Source organism: Streptomyces sp. SCSIO 30461 (assembly GCF_037023745.1).
Classification (GTDB): domain Bacteria; phylum Actinomycetota; class Actinomycetes; order Streptomycetales; family Streptomycetaceae; genus Streptomyces.
Genome location: NZ_CP146101.1, coordinates 1,854,870 through 1,878,244 on the forward strand (window position 1 = coordinate 1,854,870; position 23,375 = coordinate 1,878,244).

The following is a 23,375-nucleotide window of genomic DNA, read 5'->3' on the forward strand; positions in this document are numbered from 1 at the left end:
TCATGCCACTGCTCACTGTGGACGAACTCACCGTCACCTTCGGCGGACGCGGCCGCAAGGACGTCAGGGCCGTCAACGGAGTCTCGTTCTCCGTCGACCAGGGTCAGGTCGTGGGCCTGGTCGGCGAGTCCGGCTGCGGCAAGTCGGTCACCTCGCTGGCCCTGATGGGCCTGCTGCCGTCCAAGGGCGTCACCCTCGGCGGGCGCGCCGACTTCGACGGCACCGATCTGCTGTCGGTGTCCCCCCGCAAGATGCGGGACCTGCGTGGCAGCAGGCTGGCGATGATCTTCCAGGACCCGCTGTCCTCGCTGAACCCGGTCATCCCCATCGGGATACAGGTCATCGAGATCCTGCAGCGCCACCGGGGGCTCAAGGGCGAGGCCGCCCGCAAGGAGGCCGCCCACCTGCTGGACCGGGTCGGCATCCCCGATCCCGCACGGCGGCTCAAGGAGTATCCGCACCAGCTCTCGGGCGGTATGCGCCAGCGCGCCCTGATCGCCATGGCGGTCGCGTGCGCGCCGCGACTGCTGATCGCGGACGAGCCGACCACCGCGCTCGACGTCACCATCCAGGCCCAGATCCTCGAACTGCTCAAGGAACTGGTGGATCAGGAGGGCACCGCCCTGCTGATGATCACACACGATCTGGGTGTCGTCGCCGGGCTGTGCGACCAGGTCAACGTGCTGTACGCGGGCAAGGTGGTGGAGTCCGCGGGCCGCCGTGAGCTGTTCGCGCACCCGACGCACCCGTACACCCACGGGCTGCTCGGCTCCATCCCGCGGCTCGACGCCCCGCGCGGCGAGCCGCTCAACCCGATCCGCGGATCCATCAACGACCAGATCGCCTGGGCCGAGGGCTGTGCCTTCGCCCCGCGCTGCGACCGGTACGAGATGGACTGCCTGACCGGCACGCCCGAACTGACCGAACCCCGCGAGCCCCGACACCAGGCCCGCTGCGTCAACCCGGTCCTGGCCACCACGGAGGTCCCGGCATGAGCCTGCTCGAACTCGACGGAGTGAAGGTCCACTTCCCCGTCAAGAAGGGCGTCTTCTTCGACCGGACGGTCGGCCATGTCTACGCCGTCGACGGGATCTCGCTGTCGGTCGAGGCGGGCCAGACCTATGGGCTCGTCGGCGAGTCCGGCTGCGGCAAGACCACCCTCGGGCGCGCGGTGCTGCGTCTGGTGGACGTCACGGACGGCAAGGTCGTGCTCGACGGCACGGATGTGGCGCAGCTCCCCGAGAAGGAGCTGCGCTCCTTCCGGCGGCGGCTCCAGATGGTCTTCCAGGACCCGCTGGGCAGCCTCAACCCCCGCCAGAACATCGAGTCGATCCTGTCCGAGGGCATGGCCGCGCACGGCATAGGCGCGAACCAGGAGGAGCGCCGGGAGAAGATCAAGGAGATCCTCGCGAGGGTGGGGCTTCCGGCGAACGCCCTGTCCCGCTACCCGCACGAGTTCTCCGGCGGCCAGCGCCAGCGCATCGGGATCGCGCGGGCGCTGGTGCTCGAACCCGATGTGATCATCTGCGACGAGCCGGTGTCCGCGCTGGACGTGTCCATCCAGGCACAGGTCATCAACCTCCTGGAGGAGCTCCAGGAGTCGATGGGCCTGACCTATCTCGTCATCGCCCACGACCTCGCGGTCGTCCGGCACATCTCGGACGTCATCGGGGTCATGTACCTGGGTTCGCTGGTGGAGGAGGCGCCGAGCGACGCGTTGTACGCGGAGCCGAAGCACCCGTACACCAGGGCGCTGATGTCGGCGGTGCCGGTGCCCGACCCCGGGGTCGAGGACCGTCGCGAGCGCATCCTGCTCCGGGGCGACCTGCCGTCACCGGCGAACCCCCCTGCCGGATGCCGCTTCCACACCCGCTGCCCCTGGGCGCAGGAGCGCTGCGCCACCGAGCGTCCCGAGCTGCGGGACACGGGGGACGGACACAAGGTGGCATGCCACTTCACCGAGGAGATCGCGGCGGGAGACATCGCCCGCATCTCGGGCGATGTGGTTCCCGCGACCCGCGAGGGCATCGAGGACGCGGAGCCATCCGGGACGTCGGTGTCCACCTAGGCCGTGGCGTGCGGTGCACCGAAGAGGGTCTTCGGTGCACCGCACCCCGTGCGACGGGCCACGGCGGGGCGCGGGCGACCGCGTACGTACCCCACCGGGGGCGCACCGCACAATTGGGGGCGTGCTCCAGGAACTGTTCACCCCCTCCGTACAACACGCGCTCGACCTCGCGGGCATCTTCGTCTTCGCCATCTCCGGCGCCCTCCTCGCCGTCCGCAAGAACTTCGACGTCTTCGGCATCGCCGTTCTCGCGGAGAGCACCGCGCTGGGTGGCGGCCTCTTCCGGGATCTGGTCATCGGGGCGGTGCCGCCCGCCGCGTTCACGGATCTGGGCTATTTCCTGATGCCCCTGGTCGCTGCCACGCTCGTCTTCTTCCTGCATCCGGAGGTCGAACGCATCCAGGGCTCGGTCAACGTCTTCGACGCCGCCGGACTCGGGCTGTTCTGCGTCACGGGAACCACGAAGGCCTACGAGTACGGCCTCGGGCTGACCTCATCCGCCGTGCTCGGGCTGGCCACCGCCGTCGGAGGCGGTGTGCTGCGGGATGTGCTGGCCAACGAGGTGCCCTCGCTGCTGCGCTGGGACCGCGATCTGTACGCGGTCCCAGCGATGGTCGGCGCCGTGATGGTGGCGCTCTGCATCAGGTTCGACGCCCTGAACGCGGTCACCAGCGGCCTCGCCGTGGTGACCGCGTTTGTGCTGCGGCTGCTCGCCATGCGCTACCACTGGCGAGCTCCGCGTGCGTGGAACCGCAGGTCAGCGGCAAGTGAGACGGAAGAGACAACAGGAAAAGCTACTGCTTAGTAATTTCCTGCTGTACGGTTCACGCCATGGCACAGGCGGCACAGGCAACCATCGGAGACAGCGAGTTCGACCGCGACACCGCTGTCACCCTGCAAGACCCGGGAGTCCCGGGCGTTTACCGCGCGGAGCTCTCCGCCGGCTGGACGATCATCCGGGCCGTCAACGGCGGCTATCTGCTGGCGACACTCGGGCGTGCGCTCGGTGACGCCCTGCCGCACCCGGACCCGTTCTCGGTGTCGGCCCACTACCTGAGCGCTTCCGAGCCCGGTCCCGCGCTGATCCGCACCGAGGTGGTCCGCGCCGGGCGCACCGTGTCCACGGGGCAGGCGTCCCTGATCCAGTACGCGGAGGACGGCACCGAGGTCGAGCGCATCCGCGTCCTCGCCACCTACGGCGACCTGGACCGGCTGCCCGACGACGTCCGTACGACCGCCAAGCCACCGGCCATCCCGCCGTACGAGCTGTGCGCGGGGTCTGAGCATCGGCCGTCGGCCGAAGCGATCCCCGGCTCCACGGCGATCACCGAGCGCCTGAGCATCAGGCTTGACCCCGCCACCTGCGGCTGGGCTCTCGGGGCTCCTTCGGGGAAGGGCGAGATGCGCGGCTGGTTCGGGCTGGCCGACGGCCGTGACGCGGACCCGCTGTCGCTGCTGCTGACCGTCGACGCGCTGCCGCCGACCGCCTTCGAGCTCGGCATCCGTGGCTGGACCCCGACCGTCGAACTCACCACCCACATCCGCTGCCGTCCGGCTCCCGGACCGCTGCGGGTCGCCATCACCACCCGGAACCTCGCCGGCGGATTCCTGGAGGAGGACGCCGAGGTCTGGGACGGCAAGGACCGTCTGGTCGCCCAGTCCCGCCAGCTGGCCAAGGTGCCCCTGCCCAAGCAGTGATCGACCGGCACCGGTACCGATGGTCCCGCGCGGTCGCACCGACACTCTTCAGGGCTGCTCAGCCCGGCCATGGGCGCGGCGGCTGGTATCTACGCGCTGATCGCCGTGGTCGGCGCGGCGCCCGAGGTCGCCGGAGCCGTCGGTCTCACGTCACTCCAGACCGAGGCCGTCCTGCTGATCCTTCTGGTCATGCTGGGGCACGGTCTGGTGTGGCGCTTCATGGCAGGGGCCGGTCGGTTGGCCGAAGCGGGGGACAGCGGACCCAAGCGCGATTGACCGCGCGGGACCGGCGGCGCCGGGGTGCCGCGGGAACGGGCGGCTCCGCCCGCGACTCGCGCCGAGCCGCCCCCGGTCAGTCGCGGGACCGGAAGGTGTCGTCCTGCAGCCAGTGGCGGCGGCCCAGCGTGACGATGCGCAGCCGGTTGCGGGCGACACGGGCGACCTCCCGCTCGTTCGCCGCCGGATCGCCACCGCCCTCCGTCTCGTGCGCCGACAGGAACGCCGACGCCGTGAGCACCATGTGCTCGACATAGAGCCCCGCCAGCATGCGCAGGTCCTCGTCTGTCCAGCCCAGGGAGCCGGGCTCCGCGGCGAACGCCCTGGCCACCTCATCGGTGAACGCGTCGAGTTGGGTGGCGATGGCGGTGCGGACCCGTCCGGAACCGCCGTGCCGCTCCCGCGCGATGAAGCGGAAGTGGGCGGGCTGGGCCCGGACATGGTGCGCGATCAGGTCCACTGTGCGAGTGATGCGCAGCTCGGCGTCGCCCGTCTCCGCGAGCAGTTCGGCGACCAGCCCGTGCAGGCTGCCCAGAGCCTCCTCCACCAGAGCCACACCGAGCTCCGACAGATCCGCGAAGTGCCGGTAGAACGCCGCCGGTGCCACCCCGACCGCCCGGGTCACCTCACGCAGCCCGAGGCTGCTGAGGCTCTGGTGCTCCAGGAGCCCAAGAGCCGCGTCCAGGAGGGCCTGACGGGTCTTGAGTTTCTGGGTGTGGCGGATGCCGGAGCTGTGACTCATGCCATTCAGTAAACATGTGTTCTCCGACTCTGGGAATACTAGACTGAGAAGTCAGTGAACAGTCGTACTCTCATTCGGTGAAAGGCTGATCATGATTGCCCTCGTTGCCGCGCTGCTCCTCCTGGGAGTCCTCCTGGGCGCCGTGGCACAGATCCCGCTCCCCGCGTCCGCCGCAGCCGCCGCCGTCATCGGTGGCTGGCTGCTCGTCTTCGCCGTACGCGAGCGCCGCGCACGCCGCCGTACCCACTGACTCCAGGGAGCAGGACATGGAACTCGCTTCTCCTGCCCGACGGTTCACCAGCGGCACACGCGACGCCGACGGCATGGCCGTCGCCTCCTTCGTGCTCGGGCTGCTCGGCCTGCTGGTGATGAATGTGATCCTCGGCCCTTCCGCGATCGTCCTCGGCGCTCTCGCCCTGCTGCGCGGCACCGCCCGCCGCGGGCGAGCCCTGCTCGGTCTCGGTCTCGGCATCGCCGACCTCGTCGTGCTCGTCGTGCTCCTCGACAGCAGCAACGCCGTCGTCTGGAGCTTCGGCGGCTGATACCGCACCGACTCCCGGCCGGGTGCCCCCGACACCGTCCGGCCGGTGCCGCGGTCGGGCCGCGGCCGCCGGGCTGCTCGGTCGACGCCGCCCGGTCCGTCCGAGTCATGGGCACCCGGCCGCGCGGCCGGGTGCCCCATGACTCGTAGAATCGTGGGCACCATGGCATACCTCGACCACGCCGCGACCACTCCGATGCTTCCGGAAGCGATCGAGGCGATGACCGCCCAGCTCGCTGTCACCGGAAACGCCTCGTCGTTGCACGCCGCGGGCCGCCGGGCCCGCCGTACAGTCGAGGAGGCCAGGGAGACGCTCGCCGAAGCGCTCGGCGCGCGTCCCAGCGAGGTGGTCCTCACCTCCGGTGGCACCGAGGCGGACAACCTCGCCGTGAAGGGCCTGTACTGGGCCCGCCGCGACGCAGACCCCCGCCGTACCCGGGTGCTGTCCAGCCCCGTCGAGCACCACGCCGTACTCGACGCCGTGCACTGGCTCGGCGAGCACGAGGGCGCCACCATCGAGTACCTGCCCGTCGACCGGCAGGGCCGCGTGCACCCCGAGGCTCTGCGTGAGGCGGTCGAGCGGGACCCGGGGGACGTCGCCCTGGCCACCGTGATGTGGGCCAACAACGAGATCGGCACAGTGCTCCCGATCCGTGAACTCGCCGACACGGCAGCCGAGTACGGCATTCCGCTGCACTCCGACGCCGTGCAGGCCTTCGGACAGCTCGATGTGGACTTCGCGGCGTCGGGCCTCGCCGCGATGACCGTAAGCGCCCACAAGATCGGCGGCCCCTACGGCATCGGCGCCCTGCTGCTCGGCCGGGAGCACACCCCTGTGCCGGTGCTGCACGGCGGCGGCCAGGAACGCCATGTCCGCTCCGGCACCCTCGATGTACCCGCCGTGGCCGCCTTCGCCGTCGCCGGGCGGCTCGCGGCGGAGCGGCGTGCGGACTTCGTGCACGAGGTCGGCGCCCTGCGGGACCGGCTGGTCGACGCCGTACGCGCCGCCGTACCCGACGCGATCCTCGGCGGCGACCCCGAGCACCGACTGCCGGCCAACGCCCATTTCACCTTCCCCGGCTGCGAGGGCGACTCGCTGCTGCTGCTGCTCGACGCCCAGGGCATCGAGTGCTCCACCGGCTCCGCGTGTACGGCCGGGATCGCACAGCCCAGCCATGTGCTGCTGGCCACCGGCACCGATCCCGAGCTGGCCCGCGGGACGCTTCGATTCAGCCTTGGCCACACCTCCACTCAGAAGGACGTGGAGGCGGTCGCGAAGGCCATCGGTCCGGTGGTCGAGCGGGCGCGTTCGGCCGGACTCAGCTAGGGCGTGTTGCGAAAGTAGCTCCGTCCGCCCGCAGGGCGGGGCCTGCGGCGTCTGGTGCGTGCGATCGCAAGGCGGAGGATCATCCTCGTACTGGACGTACGTGGATGACTCCGACAACGCAGCGAGCGTGCGTGCCAGACGCCGCGGGTCAGGAGGGACTTTCGCAACACGCCCTGGTGCCGTGGCCGGATCGGTTTGCCGGGCGTCGCGAGCCGGTGAACCTATCCGGTCACAGCGCTGGACACATCGGACTCCTTCGGCAGGGGAGCCGAGCGCACCAGCCTCAGATAACGGTCCCAGTCCCAGTGCGGACCGGGATCGGTGTGGTCCGCACCCGGCACCTCCACATGCCCGATGATGTGCTCCCGGTCCACCGGGACTCCGTACCGCCGGCAGATCCCGGCCGTCAGCCGCGCCGACGCGGAGTACATCGCGTCCGTGAAGTCCTGCGGCCGGTCCACGAAGCCCTCGTGCTCGATCCCGATACTGCGCTCGTTCATCGAGCGGCTCCCGGCGTGGTACGCCACGTCGAGTTCACGTACCAGCTGGGCCGTCCGCCCGTCCTTGCCCACCACATAGTGGGTCGCCGCGCGGTGCCCCGGGTCCTTGAAGACCTTCAGCGCGGTCGCGTAGCTGCCCTGGACGACATGGATCACCACCCGGTCGATCCCGTAGTCGTCAGGGCGGTCGGCCCTGCGCCAGTTGGCCCTGGACGCCGCAGTCCACAGCGCCCCCGGGTGGTCGAGTTCGCCCTCCACCCGCTTCTTCTCGACCCCGGGCAGCCGCCACCACCAGCGCCTCAGCTCGTCATGGGCCGCCACACCCGTGCCCACGAGCGCGGCCCCGCCGCCGATCAGCACCACCCTGCGGCCGACACCTCGCCGTCCGTCTCCACTGCTGCCCATGCCACCCCTATGCCGCCTGCTCTCTCACAGATGAACGCTTACTCGTGAGTCGGCGGTTCCCGGAGCCCCGTACCCTGGTAGGGCTATGACTCAGACTCCTCCGCGTCCGCTCCGTGTGCTCGCCGCCATGTCCGGCGGTGTGGACTCCGCCGTCGCCGCCGCCCGCGCCGTCGAAGCCGGGCACGATGTCACCGGCGTGCACCTGGCGCTCTCCGCTAACCCCCAGTCCTTCCGCACCGGTGCCCGCGGCTGCTGCACCATCGAGGACTCGCGCGACGCACGCCGCGCCGCCGATGTCATCGGCATCCCCTTCTACGTGTGGGACCTCGCCGAGCGCTTTCGCGAGGACGTCGTGGAGGACTTCGTCGCGGAGTACGAGGCCGGCCGTACGCCCAACCCGTGCCTGCGCTGCAACGAGAAGATCAAGTTCGCCGCGCTGCTGGACAAGGCCCTGGCGCTCGGCTTCGACGCCGTGTGCACCGGCCACTACGCCACGGTGGTCGTCCGGGAGGACGGCGGCCGGGAGCTGCACCGGGCGAGCGACATGGCCAAGGACCAGTCGTATGTGCTGGGTGTGCTCGACGAGAAGCAGCTCGCCCACGCGATGTTCCCGCTCGGCGACACCCTCACCACCAAGGACGAGATCCGCGCGGAGGCCGAGCGGCGCGGTCTCGCCGTGGCGAAGAAGCCCGACAGCCACGACATCTGCTTCATCGCGGACGGTGACACCCAGGGCTTCCTCGCCGACCGCCTCGGCAGGGCGGAAGGCGACATCGTGGATGAGACCGGTGCGAAGCTCGGTACGCACGAGGGCGCGTACGGCTTCACCATCGGTCAACGCAAGGGGCTGCGCATCGGCCACCCGGCGCCTGACGGCAAGCCGCGTTACGTATTGGACATCTCTCCCGTGAACAACACGGTCACGGTGGGACCGGCCGAAGCGCTCGCGGTCAGCGCGCTGACCGCGATCAAGCCGCGCTGGTGCGGCGCCGCCCCGCAGGGTCCGGGCGGCTACACCGCTCAGCTGCGCGCCCACGGCGGCGAGACCGAGGTCACCGCCGAGCTGACCGACGGCGAGCTGAAGGTCGCCTTCGGCGAGCCGGTGCGCGGAGTGGCGCCCGGCCAGGCGATCGTGCTGTACGACGGCACCCGCGTGGTCGGCTCGGCGACGATTGCGACGACGGTACGGCGGGGCGCGGACGCGGTCGCGTAGGCAGGGGATCAGGCCCGCTCCGCCGGCTGCCGCCCCGGTGCGGTTGACTCGTCGGCACGGTGCGGGGACCCCGCGGGCGCCCCGTAATGTGACCGTATGAACATCTGTGTCTTCCTGTCCGCCGCCGACCTGGACGAGCGCTACACCCGGCCCGCCCGTGAGTTCGCCGAACTGCTCGGCAAAGGCGGCCACACACTCGTCTGGGGAGGGTCGGACGTCGGCCTGATGAAGGTCGTCGCCGACGGTGTGCAGGAGGCCGGAGGGCGCCTGGTCGGTGTGTCCGTGGAGTTCCTCTCGGACCGGTCGCGCGCCGTCGCCGACGAGATGGTCGTGGCACGCGATCTCGCCGAGCGCAAGGCGCAGATGCTCGGCCGGGCGGATGCCGTGGTGATCATGGTCGGTGGTACGGGCACCCTGGACGAGGCCACCGAGATCCTGGAACTGAAGAAGCACGGACACGCCACCATGCCGGTGGTGCTGCTCAACACCGCGGGCTTCTACGACGGTCTCAGGCAGCAGTTCCTGCGTATGGATGCCGAGGGCTTCCTGCCGGTGCCCCTGGGCGACCTGGTGTTCTTCGCCGAGGAGCCCGTCGGCGCCCTTGCCTACCTTGAGGAGTCCTCGGGCGTGCGGTGATGCGAGCATGGTCTTCATGGCTACCCATCTGATCACCGGCGCGGGCTCCGGCATCGGCGCCGCCGTCACACGGCGTCTGCACGAGCGCGGGGACGAACTCGTGCTGCTGGCGCGCGACGCGGGCCGCGCCAAGGAGCTTGCCCAGGCGTATCCCGGCGCCCGCACGCTCGTCGGCGACCTCGCCGCGCCCGACCGGCTCTCCTGGGCGTTCTCGCACCAGACCATGCCGGAACGCGTCGACTCGCTGCTGCACATCGCCGGAATCGTGGACCTGGGGCCGGTCGGCGAGCTCACCCCGAGGGCCTGGCATGCCCAACTCGATGTGAACCTGGTCGGGCCGGCCGAGCTGACCCGGCTGGTACTGCCGCAACTGCGGGTCGCACAGGGCACGGTGATCTTCGTGAACTCGGGCGCCGGGCTCAACGCCCACGCGGACTGGAGTGCCTACGCGGCCTCCAAGCACGGTCTCAAGGCCCTCGCAGACTCGCTGCGCCAGGAGGAGAGGCCCAACGGCATCCGGGTCAGTTCGGTCTACCCGGGGCGTACCGCCAGTCCGATGCAGGCCAAGGTGCACCAGCAGGAAGGCAAGGAGTACGACCCGGCCCGCTGGATCGGCACGGAGTCGGTCGCGACGACGATCCTCACAGCACTCGATCTGCCGCGTGACGCGGAGATCAACGACCTCACGGTGCGGCCGGGACTGTGACAGACCGAACGGAACAGGCAAGCCGAACAGACCGCACAGACCGGATGGATCGGGTGGAACGGACAGGCGGGACCGTCGAGGACTTCGTGTGGGGCCGGGCAACCGGCGTCGGCTCCATGCCGGGCGGCGATGCCCGCGAGGCGGCCAAGACCGTCACCGGCTCCTTCGATAACTTCCCGTTTCTGCCCGAACTCCCCGCCAGGGGCCCGGGCTCGGACATGATCGGCCGGACCATCGGCCTGCTGGTGGACATGTACGGGCATGTCGAGCCGAGCGGCTGGCGGGTCAGCGACCGGCCGGGGCGCGATACCCGGCGCGCCAGGTCGTGGCTCGGCGAGGACCTGGACGCGCTGGAGGAGTTCACCCAGGGATACGAGGGTCCGCTGAAGGTCCAGGCCGTCGGGCCGTGGACGCTGGCCGCCGCGCTGGAGCTGCGGAACGGCGAGGCTGCGCTGGCCGACCCGGGAGCCTGCCGTGACCTCGCGGCCTCGCTCACCGAGGGGCTGCGCGGGCATCTCGCCGAGGTGCGGCGGCGGGTTCCGGAAGCACGGCTGGTGCTTCAGCTCGACGAGCCGTCCCTCACCGCGGTGCTGCGCGGGCGGATCAGGACCGCCAGCGGTTACCGGACGCACCGGGCGGTGGACCGGCAGCTCGTGGAGAGCGCGCTGCGTGATGTGCGGGCGGTCACGGACGGCCCCGTGGTGGTGCACTCCTGCGCCCCGGACGTGCCGTTCGCGCTGTTGCGCAGGGCCGGGGCCACCGGGGTCTCGTTCGATTTCAGCCTGCTCACCGAGCGTGATGAGGAGGCGATCGGCGAGGCGGTCGAAGGTGGTACGAAGCTTCTGGCCGGGGTGGTCGCATCCGCAGACGGCCCGTTGTCGGACCCGGGCGGTAGCGTCATGGGTGTCAGGACGCTGTGGCGCAGGCTGGGGCTGAGTCCGGGGACTCTTGAGGGGTCTGTGGTAATCACTCCTTCGTGTGGGCTGGCGGGTGCTTCGCCCGCCTATGCGCGGGCGGCGCTCGCGCACTGTGTCAGGGCGGCGAGATCACTCGCGGACAACCCTGAGTAGTGGACTTGGGGCTGAGGTAACGGGAGGACATCACGGTGGCTGTCGAACAGCAGGGGACGGTGCCCTCGGAGGCACGGGAGGGCCACGCCCAGCTGGCGGAGCAGATCGAGGAGCACCGCTTCCGGTACTACGTGAAAGACCAGCCGGTCATCAGCGACGCCGAGTTCGACAAGCTGCTGCGGGCGCTGGAGGTGCTGGAGGACGAGTATCCGGAGCTGCGCACGCCCGACTCGCCGACCCAGAAGGTCGCCGGGGCCTACGAGACGGAGTTCACCGCAGTCGAGCACCGCGAGCGGATGCTGTCGCTGGACAACGCTTTCGACGAGGTCGAGCTGGCGGGCTGGGCCGACCGGATCGCCAAGGAGGTCGGGACGTCCGCGTACCACTTCCTGTGCGAGCTGAAGGTCGACGGTCTCGCGGTCAACCTGACGTACGAGAAGGGGCGGCTGACCCGGGCGGCGACCCGTGGTGACGGCCGCACCGGCGAGGACATCACGCCGAACGTACGGACGATCGGGGACATCCCCGATCGGCTGAAGGGCGACCGCATCCCGGATCTGGTCGAGATCCGGGGCGAGGTCTACTTTCCGATGGAGGCGTTCGAGGAGCTCAACGCGCGGCGGGTCGCGGCAGGCGAGCAGCCGTACGCCAACCCGCGCAACTCGGCGTCGGGTTCGCTGCGCCAGAAGGACCCGAAGGCCACGGCGGCGCTTCCGCTGCACATGGTGGTGCACGGCATCGGGGCGCGTGACGGTCTGGAGATCACCAGGCTGTCGGAGGCCTACGAGCTGCTGCACGAATGGGGTCTGCCGACGGCACAGCACAACAAGGTGGTCGGCTCTCTGGACGAGGTGCGCGACTTCATCGCGTACTACGGAGAGCACCGGCACTCCGTCGAGCACGAGATCGACGGAGTCGTCGTCAAGTTGGACGAGATTCCGCTTCAGGGGCGGCTGGGCTCCACCTCCCGGGCTCCGCGGTGGGCGATCGCCTGGAAGTACGCCCCGGAGGAGGTCAACACCAAGCTGGTCAACATCCGTGTGGGTGTGGGCCGTACGGGCCGGGTCACTCCCTACGCGCAGGTGGAGCCGGTCAAGGTGGCCGGTTCCGAGGTCGAGTTCGCCACGCTGCACAACCAGGACGTGGTAAAGGCCAAGGGAGTGCTGATCGGTGACACCGTCGTGCTGCGCAAGGCAGGCGATGTCATCCCGGAGATCCTCGGTCCTGTGGTGGATCTGAGGGACGGCAGTGAGCGGGAGTTCGTGATGCCCGCCGAGTGCCCCGAGTGCGGTACGGCGCTGCGGCCGATGAAGGAGGGCGACATCGACCTCCGCTGCCCCAACAGCCGCAGTTGCCCAGCCCAGTTGCGTGAGCGGCTGTTCTATCTCGGTGGGCGCAAGTGCCTGGACATCGAGGCCTTCGGCTATGTCGCGGCGGCGGCGCTCACCAAGCCCCTGGAGCCGGCGGATCCGCCGCTGGCGGACGAGGGCGATCTGTTCGACCTGACGGTCGAGAAGCTGCTGCCCATCAAGGCCTATGTCCTGGACCAGGACAGCGGACTGCCCAAGCGCGACCCGAAGACCGGTGAGGAGAAGATCGTCACGGTTTTCGCCAACCAGCTGGGCGAGCCGAAGAAGAACACCTTGGCGTTGCTGGAGAACATCGCGGCGGCCAAGGAGCGCCCGCTGGCCCGCGTCATCACGGGTCTGTCCATCCGTCATGTCGGCCCGGTGGCGGCCGAGGCGCTGGCCCGCGAGTTCCGCTCCATCGAGCGGATCGAGCAGGCGTCGGAGGAGGAGCTGGCCGCGGTCGAGGGCGTCGGACCGACCATCGCGGCCTCCTTGAAGCAGTGGTTCGAGGAGGACTGGCACCGCGAGATCCTGCGCAAGTGGCGGACAGCGGGGGTCCGGATGGAGGACGAGGGCGCCGGTGAGGACGTGGGGCCGCGTCCGCTGGAGGGCCTTACGGTCGTCGTCACCGGCACCCTGCAGAAGTACACGAGAGACGGCGCCAAGGACGCCCTTCAGGGCCTCGGGGCGAAGGTGACGGGGTCGGTCTCCAAGAAGACCTCATTCGTGGTGGTCGGTGACAGCCCGGGCTCCAAGTACGACAAGGCGATGCAGCTGAAGGTGCCGGTGCTGGACGAGGACGGCTTCGGGGTGCTCCTCGGCGAGGGGGCGGACGCGGCACGTGAGGCCGCGATGCCGGTCGAGGAGTAGAGCCGAAGTGCGGTCAAGAATGGCACGTATGATCGACTGTTCCCTCTGGTGGGTTCACCCGATCAGCGCATATCAGAGAGATAAGGGTGGCTGGGCCTCAATCGGGCAAGAGCTGTAGAGCGCTGCCCGTCCGAGCCTTCCGCAGCCTAGTGTTGAGTTGTGCGCCTGTCGTACACGGCTGCGTGGTGAGGTTCCGGCCGTGGTGGCATGACAGGGAGCCCATCGCGTGGCATCGGCACCGCCGGCTGTGAGAGGGACGGGTATGGAACCGACCGAGAGCGCCGCCCCGGTCTCACGGCCGCGTGGTTTCCGGGGGTTTGCACATATCGCCGCCAGGATGCCCTTCCTGGTCGCCGGGCTGGCCGCCCTCACCCTGGCAGCGGGCATCGTCGCGGCACTGACCCAGGGACACCCCCTGTTCCCTGTAGGGGTCGAGGGCTGGTCCCTCGCTGTGCTCACGGGCCTCATCGTCAGCCATTTGGTCGCACTGGGCCGCGACCGCTGGTGGGGCGGCACCGGCTCGGGTGCCGCCCTCACCCTCGCCGTGCTGCTGCTCTACGGGTGGGTGCCCGCGGGGCTGGTCAGCCTGACGGTCGTGCTGCTCGTCGGCGCAGCCCGCAGACACCGCTGGCGGCAAGGGCTGCTGCACGGCGCGGCGGATGTACTGGGCGTCGGCGCCGCGGCCCTGGTGCTCGCCGCGTTCGGCGACGTGCCGACGGTGGACCAGCCCTGGTCACCCCTGGACTGGGGTGCCGACGCCGGGCCGGAAGTGGTGCTCGCGGCCACCGCCTATCTCGGCGTCACCCGAACGGTGCTGTGGTACACGCTGGCACCGCAGAGCGGCGGACTCCCCACCGCCGCCCGTACGGCCCTGCTACGGCAGGGCCTTGTCGCGGTGGCGCTGCTCGGCATCGCCCCGCTGATCTGTGTGGTGGCGACGGCGCTGCCGATCCTGCTGCCGCTGTTCGCCGTGCCGCTGATCGCCCTGGACTCCACCCTGTGGATCGCCCGGGCCCGGGCCGAGGAGCAGTTGCGTGATCCGCTGACCGGGATGCCCAACCGGCAGTGGCTGCTGGAGCGGACCTGGGCTGCGATCGAGGAAGCCGAGGGCGTAGGCGCCCGGTCCGCACTCGTCCTCATCGACCTCGACCGCTTCCGGTCGGTCAATGACACCCTCGGGCATCTGGCGGGCGACCGGCTGCTGCTCCAGATCGCCGAACGGCTGAGGGCCGCCCTGCCGCGCGGCGCGGAGGCGGCCAGGCTCGGCGGCGACGAGTTCGCCGTACTGCTGCCCACCACGGACTCCGCCACCAGCGCCCAGCGCGTCGCCCGCCAACTGGTCGGCCGGCTCTCCTCACCGCTCGATCTGGACGGACTCACCCTCGTGCTGGAGGCAAGCGCGGGACTCGCGGTCTTCCCCGATCACGCGGTGGACGCCGAAGATTTGCTCAGGCGCGCGGACGTGGCGATGTACCAGGCGAAACGCGATCGCTCCGGCGTCGAGGTGTACGAATCGAAAAGGGACTCAAACACACCGGACCGGCTCGGGCTGCTGGGCGATCTGCGCAGGGCGCTGGACGCCGGAGACGTGGAGCTGCACTACCAGCCCAAGGTCGGCTTCGACGGCCAGGTGGTCGGACTCGAGGCGCTGGTGCGCTGGGTGCACCCGGACCGCGGCCGGGTCCCGCCGGACGAGTTCATCGCCATCGCCGAATCCTCCGGACTGATGCCCCGTCTGACGGAGTACGTCCTGGAGACCGCGCTCGCCCAGGTGGCCCGATGGCGGGCCGAGGGGCTGCACGTCCCGGTCGCCGTCAATGTGTCGCCGCGCGATGTCCACACCCCCGGATTCGCCGGGGCCGTCGCGGCCCGGCTGGCCCGGCACGGGGTCCCCGCCGGAGCCCTCCAGCTGGAGATCACCGAGCATGTGCTGCTGGAGGATCCCCAGCGCGCCGCCGACACTCTGGCCGGGCTCGCGGGCCACGGAGTGAAGATGTCCCTCGACGATTTCGGTACCGGCTACTCCTCGCTGGTACATCTGCGCCGTCTTCCGGTGAGCGAGCTGAAGATCGACCGTTCGTTCGTGGCCCGCCTCGCGATCGACATCCAGGACGCCGCGATCGTCCGTTGCACCGTCGACCTGGCCCATTCGCTGGGGCTGCTCGTGGTGGCGGAAGGGGTCGAGGACGACGAGACCTGGGAGCGGCTGCGGGACCTGGGCTGCGACGCGGTCCAGGGCTGGCTGGTCGCCGCGGCGATGCCGCCGCAGGAGACCACGGCCTGGCTCCGTGCCCGCGGCGAACACGGCTGGCGCCGCCCCGTGGGCGAGCTGCCCGCCGCGGCACCCGCGGACGCGGACAGGCCGCCGGCCATGTCGTGAACCTCGAACGCCTCCGCGGCCGGGCGCCTCGCCGTTGCCGGATCACCTGCGACGGCCCTGTCCTCCTCGACGCGCGGGCCGCCCTCCACCCCAGGACAGTCGCGACACGGCGGGCTCGGCCTTCGGGGGCCCAGGGCTGCGCCGGACTTCGCGGGAACCGCTCAGTCGGTCCTACGCTGGTGTGTGGGTTGGTCAAGGCCAGCAGCGGCTACAGCGGCCGGAGTTCACCCAGACCGAGCGTGCGCAGGGTGTGGTTGGCCATGTGGAGATGCCCGACGGCGTTCGGGTGCACCGGATCGTCCAGCCAGGGGATCGGATCCTCGGCGCCGAACCGCGCGTTCCAGTACGCCTCGTGATCGACGAGGAGGGCGCCGGTGTCCCTCGCGATCTCGCGTACGGCCTGGCAGTAGTCCGGCAGCGTGGCGCGTCTGGCCCGCCCGGTCTCGCCGACCGGTACCGGGGTGTGGACCACGATCTGTGCGCCTGCGGTGCGCGCGATGATCGCCCGCATCGCCCGGTGGAACCCGGGGAGGGCGGCTGGTCCGTCGAGGGCGTCGTTGGTACCGAGGGATACGGAGAGCACGTCGGGGGAGAAGCGGCCGATCAGATGGTCGTAGGAGGCGAGTACCTCGGTGGCCGTCCAGCCCGAGACACCGGTGTTCACCACGATGTCGGTCAACCGGTCGAGCTGCCAGCGCACCCGCTCGTGTACGTGCTCGACCCATCCCCGCGCGCCGTGGGTGTGCAGCACGCCATGTGTGATGCTGTCACCCGCGGCCACCCAGGTCATCGGTCCGTCGGACAGTCGGATCATCGGGATTCCCCCTTCGCGCCCCGTAGATCATCTACGACACCGCCCGCGTTCAGCGCTGCGAGCGCCATGAACTCGGTCACATACCTGCCGGGCCAGGCCGGCGCCGACCATGATCCGGGCGATCACCGGCCCGTCGGCGGCCATGATCGTACGCACCGCCCCATCGCTACCCCATCGGATCGTGGGACCCGCGGCAGCCGTGCGCGGGAGGGCACGGAGTCCACCCGGGTGCCCCGGCTCCACCGCCGCCGGAGAGCGGCCGGGCAAAGCGTTTCGCGGGCAGGGGTGGCCGCCCCATAGGATTGGGCCAAAACCCGAAGCACTCACCCTGAGGATCGCTGCATGCCTGGCATCACGCGCGAGGAGGTCGCCCACCTCGCCCGGCTGGCGCGTCTGGAGCTGAAGGCCGAAGAGCTCGACCACTTCGCCGGACAGCTGGACGACATCATCGGCGCGGTCGCCCGCGTCGCCGAGGTCGCCGACCAAGACGTGCCGCCGACCTCCCACCCGCTGCCGCTGACCAACGTCATGCGCGCGGATGAGGTCCGTCCGTCGCTCACCCCCGAGCAGGTGCTCTCCGGCGCACCCGCGCAGGAGCAGCAGCGTTTCAAGGTGCCGCAGATCCTGGGGGAGGACTGACCGCCATGACGGACAGCACCATCATCAAGCTCACCGCGGCCGAGATCGCCGCGAAGATCGTCTCCGGCGAGCTCACCGCCGTCGAGGTCACCGAGGCGCACCTGGCCCGTATCGAGGCCGTGGACGAGAAGGTGCACGCCTTCCTGCACGTCGACCGCGAGGGCGCGCTCGCGCAGGCCCGCGCCGTGGACGAGAAGCGCGCGCGCGGCGAGAAGCTGGGCCCGCTGGCCGGTGTGCCGCTGGCGCTGAAGGACATCTTCACCACCGAGGGCATCCCGACCACGGTCGGCTCCAAGATCCTCGAAGGCTGGATCCCGCCGTACGACGCCACGCTCACCAAGCGGTTGAAGGCCGCTGACGTCGTGATCCTCGGCAAGACCAACATGGACGAGTTCGCCATGGGGTCCTCCACCGAGAACAGCGCGTACGGCCCGACCGGCAACCCCTGGGACCTGACCCGGATCCCCGGCGGCTCCGGAGGCGGCTCGTCCGCCGCCCTGGCCTCCTACGAGGCTCCGCTGGCCATCGGCACGGACACCGGCGGTTCGATCCGCCAGCCCGCCGCCGTCACCGGCACCGTCGGCGTGAAGCCCACCTACGGCGCGGTCTCCCGCTACGGCATGGTCGCCTTCTCCTCGTCCCTGGACCAGGGTGGCCCGTGCGCCCGCACGGTGCTGGACGCGGCGCTGCTGCACGAGGTCATCGCCGGGCACGACCCGCTGGACTCCACCTCCATCGACGCCCCGGTACCGCCGGTGGTCGAGGCCGCGCGCAACGGCTCGGTGGCCGGGATGCGGGTCGGTGTGGTCAAGCAGTTCCGCGGTGAGGGCTACCAGGCGGGCGTCCTCCAGCGCTTCGACGAGTCCGTCGAGATGCTGAAGGAGATGGGCGCCGAGATCGTCGAGCTGGACTGCCCGTCCTTCGACCTCGGGCTCTCCGCCTACTACCTGATCGCCCCGTCCGAGTGCTCGTCCAACCTCGCCCGCTTCGACGCCATGCGCTACGGACTGCGGGTCGGCGACGACGGGACCCGGTCCGCCGAGGACGTCACCGCCCTCACCCGTGAGGCGGGCTTCGGCGACGAGGTCAAGCGCCGAATCATGCTGGGCACCTACGCGCTGTCGTCCGGCTACTACGACGCGTACTACGGCAGTGCCCAGAAGGTCCGTACGCTCATCACCCGCGATTTCGAGAAGGCCTTCGAGCAGGTCGACGTGATCGTCTCGCCGACCACCCCGACCACCGCCTTCCCGATCGGCGAGCGCGCCGACGACCCGATGGCGATGTACCTCGCCGACCTGTGCACCATCCCGACCAACCTGGCCGGCAACGCGGCGATGTCGCTGCCCTGCGGCCTGGCGCCGGAGGACAACCTCCCGGTCGGTTTGCAGATCATCGCCCCCGCCATGAAGGACGACCGCCTCTACAAGGTGGGCGCCGCCGTCGAGGCCGCCTTCGTCGCGAAGTGGGGCCACCCGCTGCTGGAGGAGGCACCGTCACTGTGAGCACGCTGCAGAAGGCCAAGGGCTTCAGGAAGTCCAAGACCGGCACCTATCTGGCCATGGCCAGCACCGCGGTGGGCGCGGTCAGCGTCGCCAAGCAGGCCAAGAAGGCGCGCCTGGAGCACGACACGCTCCGCCTGATCGACGCGGCGGTGTCCGCCGCCGCCATCGTCACCGGACTGGCGATCCTCTACCGGGAGCTCAAGCGCCTGGGCGACGACGACGTCCTGTTCGGCTGAGAGGGAAAGTTTCACCGTGACCGTCACGACTGAACTGGTGTCGTACGAGGACGCCCTCGCGGCCTACGACCCCGTCATGGGCCTTGAGGTCCATGTCGAGCTCGGCACCAAGACCAAGATGTTCTGCGGCTGCTCCACCGCGCTGGGCGCGGAGCCCAACACGCAGACCTGCCCCACCTGCCTCGGTCTACCCGGCTCGCTGCCGGTGATGAACGCCGTCGGCGTCGAGTCCGCCATCAAGATCGGTCTCGCGCTGCACTGCGAGATCGCCGAGTGGTGCCGCTTCGCCCGGAAGAACTACTTCTACCCGGACATGCCGAAGAACTTCCAGACCTCTCAGTACGACGAGCCGATCGCCTTCAACGGCTATCTGGACGTCCAGCTGGAGGACGGCGAGGTCTTCCGTGTGGAGATCGAACGCGCCCACATGGAGGAGGACACGGGCAAGTCGACGCATGTCGGCGGAGCCACCGGCCGTATCCACGGCGCGTCCCACTCCCTCCTCGATTACAACCGTGCCGGCATCCCGCTGATCGAGATCGTCACGAAGCCGATCACCGGCGCCGGTGACCGTGCTCCCGAGGTCGCGAAGGCCTATGTCGCGGAGCTGCGCGAGCTCATCAAGGCACTCGGCGTGTCCGAGGCCCGGATGGAGATGGGCCAGATGCGCTGCGACGTCAACCTGTCGCTGATGCCCAAGGGCAGCGAGCGGTTCGGCACCCGTAGTGAGACCAAGAACGTCAACTCGCTTCGCAGCGTGGAGCGTGCCGCCCGCTTCGAGATCCAGCGGCATGCCGCCGTGCTGAACGGCGGCGGCACGATCGTCCAGGAGACCCGCCACTTCCACGAGGAGGACGGCTCCACGACCTCCGGCCGGGTCAAGGAGGAGGCCGAGGACTACCGGTACTTCCCGGAGCCCGACCTGGTGCCCGTGGCCCCGGCCCGTGAGTGGGTCGAAGAGCTCAGGGCCGGGCTGCCCGAACTTCCGCGCGTGCGCCGCAACCGCCTGCGCGAGGAGTGGGGCGTCTCCGAGACGGACATGCAGTCGATCCTCAACGCGGGCGCGGTCGACCTGATCGTCGCCAGCATCGAGGCGGGCGCCGACTCCGCTTCGGCGCGCAAGTGGTGGATGGGCGAGCTGGCCCGTAACGCCAACGAGTCGGGCCGGGCCCTGGAAGAGCTGCCGATCACCCCGGAGCAGGTGGCTCGGGTGACCGCCCTGGTCGCCGGCGGTTCGCTCAACGACAAACTGGCCCGCCAGGTCATCGAGGGCGTCCTCGCGGGCGAGGGCGACCCGGACGCCGTCGTGGACAAGCGAGGCCTGAAGGTCGTCTCCGACGAGGGCGCGCTCGGCACGGCCGTGGACGATGCCATCGCGGGCAACGCCGCCATCGCGGACAAGATCCGCGGTGGAAAGGTCGCGGCGGTCGGCGCACTGGTCGGCGCGGTCATGAAGGCCACGCGCGGCCAGGCTGACGCGGCCCGGGTGAAGGAGCTGATCCTGGAGAAGCTCGGCGTTTCCGAGGGCTGAGACCCAGCGGTACGTGCGTGACGTGTGACATGCGGTACGTGCATGCGATGCGCGACGAGGGCGGGACACCGACCGGTGCCCCGCCCTCGCGTGTGTCCGGACGGCGGGCGAGCCGGAGTCCGGCACCCCCGCAGCAGCGGTCCCACCGCGGTCGTACCCGCCGGGCGATGGGCGCCGAGCGGGTACGAGCATGTCAGGCCATGCGTATCCCGAGGCCGGGCAGCCACAGCTCACCCCGGTCGCTGACCCCCGCATCCCGCACCACGAGATCATCGGGGCTCACGGCTCCGCGCGCCCGCAGCTCCGTCACCGTCAGCCGCGCGGCCAGCCTGGGCGCGTTCTCGAACACCTCATGGAACACCGACTGCCACCAGCCCCGGTCCCTGGCCTGCCAGCCACGCCCCCGCATCTGGCGTTCCCGCCCCGGCCCCTGTTCGGTGTCCCGGTCGTCAACGGCCACGCTCAAGCCCTCGTCCGGGCTGTAGGAGACGACGAGCTCGCGCCCCGGGTCCCTGCCGGACAGGACCGTGAAGCCCGCCCAGTCACCGGGCAGCTGCACCGGCAACTGCTCCGTCCAGGCACCGAGCATCAGCTCCAGGGCGATCTCCAAATGCTCCCAGCAACCGGCGAGCAGGGCGTCCGACCTGGCCAACGGGCGCTCGCCCGGACCGCTCCGGTACAACTGCCAGCTGTACGGCAGCAGATCGAAGTCGGGATGCCCGGCCGGTGAGGAGACGGCACCCCAGGCGAAGCTGCGGTACTCCTCCTCCTCAAGCAACTCCGTATGGTGCACGGACAGCCGGACACCGAAGAGGTCACCGGACAGCAGCACCAGGTTGCCGTCGTCCCGCCAGCGGACGTTCGGCCCCTGGGCCGAACCCCCATACAGCGTCGGCTCTCCCACACGGTCCGCAATCGCCCCGTACACCTCCCGGAACGCCTCGCGCCGGTCGAGCGCGGCGGCTCCCGGTTCGTGGCACAACACCGGGATCGGTGGCAGCCCGGCGTACTCCTCCGGCTCGTCGCATAACCGTCCGGCGAGTTCGGCGGCTTCCCCCGGTGATCTGACAGCAATGGTCTTCGACGCCCCCGTATCAGTCATGCTTCCATGCTGCCAGGCGGCGATGACAACGATGCCGTTTTCGCGGCTCCGGCTGACGGATCGGATCATTTGGCGTGATCTCGACCAAGCGCTCCGTGTGGTTGGCCCCGCCAGGCGGACTCCTCGGACACGGCCTGAGGCGCGATGCCTGAAGGCGGCCACCGCCCAAGGCCCTCCGAGCCGCAGAGGGCGTCACCGGCCGCGGTGAGGCCGCGGCCCGCGCTCACCGGCTGCGGCTCTTCCCGAGAAGCGCCGCAGTGGGCTTCGCCCTCGACGTGCCCGGATCGTGGCACCCCGTTCGCGGGGACGAGCCCGCCGTGGGAGTCCTCGGCGGCCGGGGTGCGGGGCTCACCCGGCCCAGGCTCACCCGCACCGTCAGGTCCCGGGTGCCTCGCGCCGGGGCCGGATGACCACCTTGCCCGAGGCGAGGTCTATCTCACCGTGCCCGGGATCCCCGTCGCCGACGTCCACCCTCGTCAACTGGAGCCGGTTGCGCTCGTCGTCGGTGTGCTTGCGGCTGGGTGCGAAGAGCTGCTCGATCAGATTGAACACAGGCCGCCCACCTCTCACTCGACCTCAAGCCGCAGGACCTTGTCGTCCCCCGCCCCGGGTGTGCCTCTGGTGTCCGTCTCGCTGGTGACCAGCCAGACGGCCGTGGCGCCCCCGGCCCCGACGACCGGCAGAACCGTGCGCAGCCGACCGTACTCACCCCGGAGGAACGCCTGGGGGGCCGCCGAAGGTTCCGTACCGGCCAGCGGAATCCGCCAGAGGCGCTCGCCCCTCAGCCCGGCCATCCAGATCGAGCCCCCGGCATACGCGATCCCACTGGGCGAAGCCTCGTCGGTACGCCACTGCGCCACCGGGTCCACAAAGCCGGAGTGCCCTCCCTTGCCCTCCACCTCGGGCCAGCCGTAGTTCCTGCCCGGCTCGATGAGGTTCAGTTCGTCCCAGGTGTTCTGACCGAACTCGGATGCCCACAGCCGCCCCCCGGAATCCCAGGCGAGACCCTGCACATTGCGGTGCCCGTAGGAGTACACCAGGGATTCGGCCCAGGGATTGCCGTGCACCGGCTGCCCGTCCGGGGTCATCCGAAGGATCTTGCCGCCGAGGGACTCCTTGTCCTGAGCGAGGCCCGTATCGCCGGTCTCGCCCGTGCCGGCGTAGAGCATCCGGTCGGGGCCGAAGGCGATCCGGCCCCCGTTGTGGACGGTCCCCTTCGGGATGCCCCTCAGGACGGTGTCCGGCGCTCCGAGCTGCTGTCCCGCGGGCTTTTTCTCGTCGTACAGCATGCGGGCGATGCGATTGTCCGACTCCGTCGTGAAGTAGGCGTACACCAGGCGGTCGGACGCGAAGGACGGGGAGACCGCCAGGCCGAGCAGCCCGCCTTCACCGCCCGGGGCGACTCCGGGCACCGAGCCGATCTCGGTCTGCCTGCCGTTGGCGGCGTCGATCCGGGTGATGGTGCCCTCGTCGCGGGATGACACCAGCAGATCGCCGTCGGGCAGCGCGGCCAGCCCCCACGGCGACTTCAGATCCCTCGTCAGGGTCGATGCCACCCGCACCGAACCCCTGGCGGGCGGTGCGGTCGGAGCGGAGGCGGCGGGGGAGCCGGGGGAGCCGGGGGAGGCGGCAGGGGAGCCGGGCGGCGTGTTGTCGCGGCCGCCGTCCTGAGCGGTGCCGGCGCCGCCGGACGTGCAGCCCGCGGCGAGCAGGGCGGCTGCGACCAGTACGGCCGTCGCGGCTGGACGTTGCACTGTGGTGTCCCTT

24 protein-coding genes are annotated in these 23,375 nt (G+C 70.4%); 18 read left to right on the forward strand and 6 right to left on the reverse strand.

What is annotated here, in order from left to right:
* Nucleotides 1–2 precede the first annotated feature (2 nt).
* The 5 genes from V1460_RS08415 (at nucleotide 3) to V1460_RS08435 (ending at nucleotide 4,042) form a co-directional block, all read left to right on the forward strand.
* Nucleotides 3–995: an ABC transporter ATP-binding protein gene (locus tag V1460_RS08415; RefSeq protein ID WP_338673080.1), complete on the forward strand. Its 993-nt coding sequence runs from the start codon at nucleotides 3–5 to the stop codon at nucleotides 993–995.
* Nucleotides 992–2,068, forward strand: a complete 1,077-nt coding sequence (locus tag V1460_RS08420; protein ID WP_338673081.1) for a dipeptide ABC transporter ATP-binding protein — start codon at nucleotides 992–994, stop codon at nucleotides 2,066–2,068. Before V1460_RS08415 ends, V1460_RS08420 begins: the two co-directional genes overlap by 4 nt.
* Before the next feature lie 121 nt (nucleotides 2,069–2,189).
* Nucleotides 2,190–2,873: a trimeric intracellular cation channel family protein gene (locus tag V1460_RS08425; protein ID WP_338673083.1), complete on the forward strand. Its 684-nt coding sequence runs from the start codon at nucleotides 2,190–2,192 to the stop codon at nucleotides 2,871–2,873.
* Between the two features lie 26 nt (nucleotides 2,874–2,899).
* On the forward strand, nucleotides 2,900–3,766 hold the full coding sequence (locus V1460_RS08430; RefSeq protein ID WP_338673085.1) for a thioesterase family protein: 867 nt from the start codon (nucleotides 2,900–2,902) through the stop codon (nucleotides 3,764–3,766).
* A 69-nt stretch (nucleotides 3,767–3,835) separates the two neighbouring features.
* A complete protein-coding gene (locus tag V1460_RS08435; RefSeq protein ID WP_338673087.1) occupies nucleotides 3,836–4,042 on the forward strand; it encodes a hypothetical protein in 207 nt (68 codons plus the stop codon).
* A gap of 76 nt (nucleotides 4,043–4,118) precedes the next feature.
* On the opposite strand, the gene V1460_RS08440 is transcribed toward V1460_RS08435, so the two are convergent.
* Nucleotides 4,119–4,784, reverse strand: coding sequence for a TetR family transcriptional regulator (locus tag V1460_RS08440; protein ID WP_338673089.1), 666 nt, complete (start codon nucleotides 4,782–4,784; stop codon nucleotides 4,119–4,121).
* Nucleotides 4,785–4,875: 91 nt separating this feature from the next.
* On the opposite strand from V1460_RS08440, the gene V1460_RS08445 reads away from it, so the two are divergent.
* The 3 genes from V1460_RS08445 (at nucleotide 4,876) to V1460_RS08455 (ending at nucleotide 6,652) form a co-directional block, all read left to right on the forward strand.
* Nucleotides 4,876–5,034, forward strand: coding sequence for a hypothetical protein (locus V1460_RS08445; protein WP_338673090.1), 159 nt, complete (start codon nucleotides 4,876–4,878; stop codon nucleotides 5,032–5,034).
* 16 nt (nucleotides 5,035–5,050) lie between these two features.
* Nucleotides 5,051–5,326 carry a DUF4190 domain-containing protein gene (locus tag V1460_RS08450; protein ID WP_338673091.1) on the forward strand — a complete coding sequence of 92 codons (276 nt, stop codon included), beginning with the start codon at nucleotides 5,051–5,053 and terminating at the stop codon, nucleotides 5,324–5,326.
* Nucleotides 5,327–5,488: 162 nt separating this feature from the next.
* Entirely contained in the window at nucleotides 5,489–6,652 is a 1,164-nt protein-coding gene (locus V1460_RS08455) for a cysteine desulfurase family protein (protein ID WP_338673092.1), read from the forward strand.
* Nucleotides 6,653–6,873: 221 nt separating this feature from the next.
* Here V1460_RS08455 and V1460_RS08460 read toward each other — a convergent pair whose 3' ends face one another.
* Nucleotides 6,874–7,557 (reverse strand): N-acetylmuramoyl-L-alanine amidase, encoded by a 684-nt coding sequence (locus tag V1460_RS08460; protein WP_338673093.1) that lies wholly within the window; start codon nucleotides 7,555–7,557, stop codon nucleotides 6,874–6,876.
* 85 nt (nucleotides 7,558–7,642) lie between these two features.
* Here V1460_RS08460 and mnmA point away from each other — a divergent pair, with 85 nt between their 5' ends.
* From mnmA to V1460_RS08490, 6 genes are all read left to right on the forward strand, one after another.
* Entirely contained in the window at nucleotides 7,643–8,770 is a 1,128-nt protein-coding gene (gene mnmA / locus V1460_RS08465; RefSeq protein WP_338673094.1) for a tRNA 2-thiouridine(34) synthase MnmA, read from the forward strand.
* A gap of 96 nt (nucleotides 8,771–8,866) precedes the next feature.
* Nucleotides 8,867–9,406: a TIGR00730 family Rossman fold protein gene (locus tag V1460_RS08470; protein WP_338673095.1), complete on the forward strand. Its 540-nt coding sequence runs from the start codon at nucleotides 8,867–8,869 to the stop codon at nucleotides 9,404–9,406.
* A 16-nt stretch (nucleotides 9,407–9,422) separates the two neighbouring features.
* Nucleotides 9,423–10,112, forward strand: coding sequence for an SDR family oxidoreductase (locus tag V1460_RS08475; RefSeq protein WP_338673096.1), 690 nt, complete (start codon nucleotides 9,423–9,425; stop codon nucleotides 10,110–10,112).
* Between the two features lie 53 nt (nucleotides 10,113–10,165).
* Nucleotides 10,166–11,182 (forward strand): methionine synthase, encoded by a 1,017-nt coding sequence (locus tag V1460_RS08480; protein ID WP_338673098.1) that lies wholly within the window; start codon nucleotides 10,166–10,168, stop codon nucleotides 11,180–11,182.
* 35 nt (nucleotides 11,183–11,217) lie between these two features.
* Nucleotides 11,218–13,401 carry an NAD-dependent DNA ligase LigA gene (gene ligA / locus V1460_RS08485; protein ID WP_338673100.1) on the forward strand — a complete coding sequence of 728 codons (2,184 nt, stop codon included), beginning with the start codon at nucleotides 11,218–11,220 and terminating at the stop codon, nucleotides 13,399–13,401.
* 262 nt (nucleotides 13,402–13,663) lie between these two features.
* Complete coding sequence (locus V1460_RS08490) at nucleotides 13,664–15,781, forward strand: bifunctional diguanylate cyclase/phosphodiesterase (protein WP_338673101.1); 2,118 nt, start codon at nucleotides 13,664–13,666, stop codon at nucleotides 15,779–15,781.
* 208 nt (nucleotides 15,782–15,989) lie between these two features.
* Here V1460_RS08490 and V1460_RS08495 read toward each other — a convergent pair whose 3' ends face one another.
* On the reverse strand, nucleotides 15,990–16,595 hold the full coding sequence (locus tag V1460_RS08495; protein WP_338673102.1) for an SGNH/GDSL hydrolase family protein: 606 nt from the start codon (nucleotides 16,593–16,595) through the stop codon (nucleotides 15,990–15,992).
* A 342-nt stretch (nucleotides 16,596–16,937) separates the two neighbouring features.
* On the opposite strand from V1460_RS08495, the gene gatC reads away from it, so the two are divergent.
* The 4 genes from gatC to gatB are packed head-to-tail and all read left to right on the forward strand — an operon-like array spanning nucleotide 16,938 to nucleotide 20,506.
* Nucleotides 16,938–17,234: an Asp-tRNA(Asn)/Glu-tRNA(Gln) amidotransferase subunit GatC gene (gene gatC / locus V1460_RS08500; protein WP_338673103.1), complete on the forward strand. Its 297-nt coding sequence runs from the start codon at nucleotides 16,938–16,940 to the stop codon at nucleotides 17,232–17,234.
* Between the two features lie 5 nt (nucleotides 17,235–17,239).
* A complete protein-coding gene (gene gatA, locus V1460_RS08505; RefSeq protein WP_338673105.1) occupies nucleotides 17,240–18,739 on the forward strand; it encodes an Asp-tRNA(Asn)/Glu-tRNA(Gln) amidotransferase subunit GatA in 1,500 nt (499 codons plus the stop codon).
* Nucleotides 18,736–18,975 (forward strand): hypothetical protein, encoded by a 240-nt coding sequence (locus V1460_RS08510; RefSeq protein WP_338673106.1) that lies wholly within the window; start codon nucleotides 18,736–18,738, stop codon nucleotides 18,973–18,975. The genes gatA and V1460_RS08510 overlap by 4 nt, the downstream gene beginning before the upstream one ends.
* A gap of 16 nt (nucleotides 18,976–18,991) precedes the next feature.
* Complete coding sequence (gene gatB / locus V1460_RS08515) at nucleotides 18,992–20,506, forward strand: Asp-tRNA(Asn)/Glu-tRNA(Gln) amidotransferase subunit GatB (protein WP_338673107.1); 1,515 nt, start codon at nucleotides 18,992–18,994, stop codon at nucleotides 20,504–20,506.
* Between the two features lie 193 nt (nucleotides 20,507–20,699).
* Here the strand turns inward: gatB and V1460_RS08520 are convergent, their stop codons facing one another.
* From V1460_RS08520 to V1460_RS08530, 3 genes are all read right to left on the reverse strand, one after another.
* Nucleotides 20,700–21,608: a hypothetical protein gene (locus V1460_RS08520; RefSeq protein ID WP_338673108.1), complete on the reverse strand. Its 909-nt coding sequence runs from the start codon at nucleotides 21,606–21,608 to the stop codon at nucleotides 20,700–20,702.
* A 375-nt stretch (nucleotides 21,609–21,983) separates the two neighbouring features.
* Nucleotides 21,984–22,160: a DUF6191 domain-containing protein gene (locus V1460_RS08525; protein WP_338673110.1), complete on the reverse strand. Its 177-nt coding sequence runs from the start codon at nucleotides 22,158–22,160 to the stop codon at nucleotides 21,984–21,986.
* Between the two features lie 14 nt (nucleotides 22,161–22,174).
* The gene (locus tag V1460_RS08530) at nucleotides 22,175–23,362 is read right to left on the reverse strand and encodes a PQQ-dependent sugar dehydrogenase (protein ID WP_338673111.1); all 1,188 of its coding nucleotides are present in this window, start codon (nucleotides 23,360–23,362) and stop codon (nucleotides 22,175–22,177) included.
* Nucleotides 23,363–23,375 lie beyond the last annotated feature (13 nt).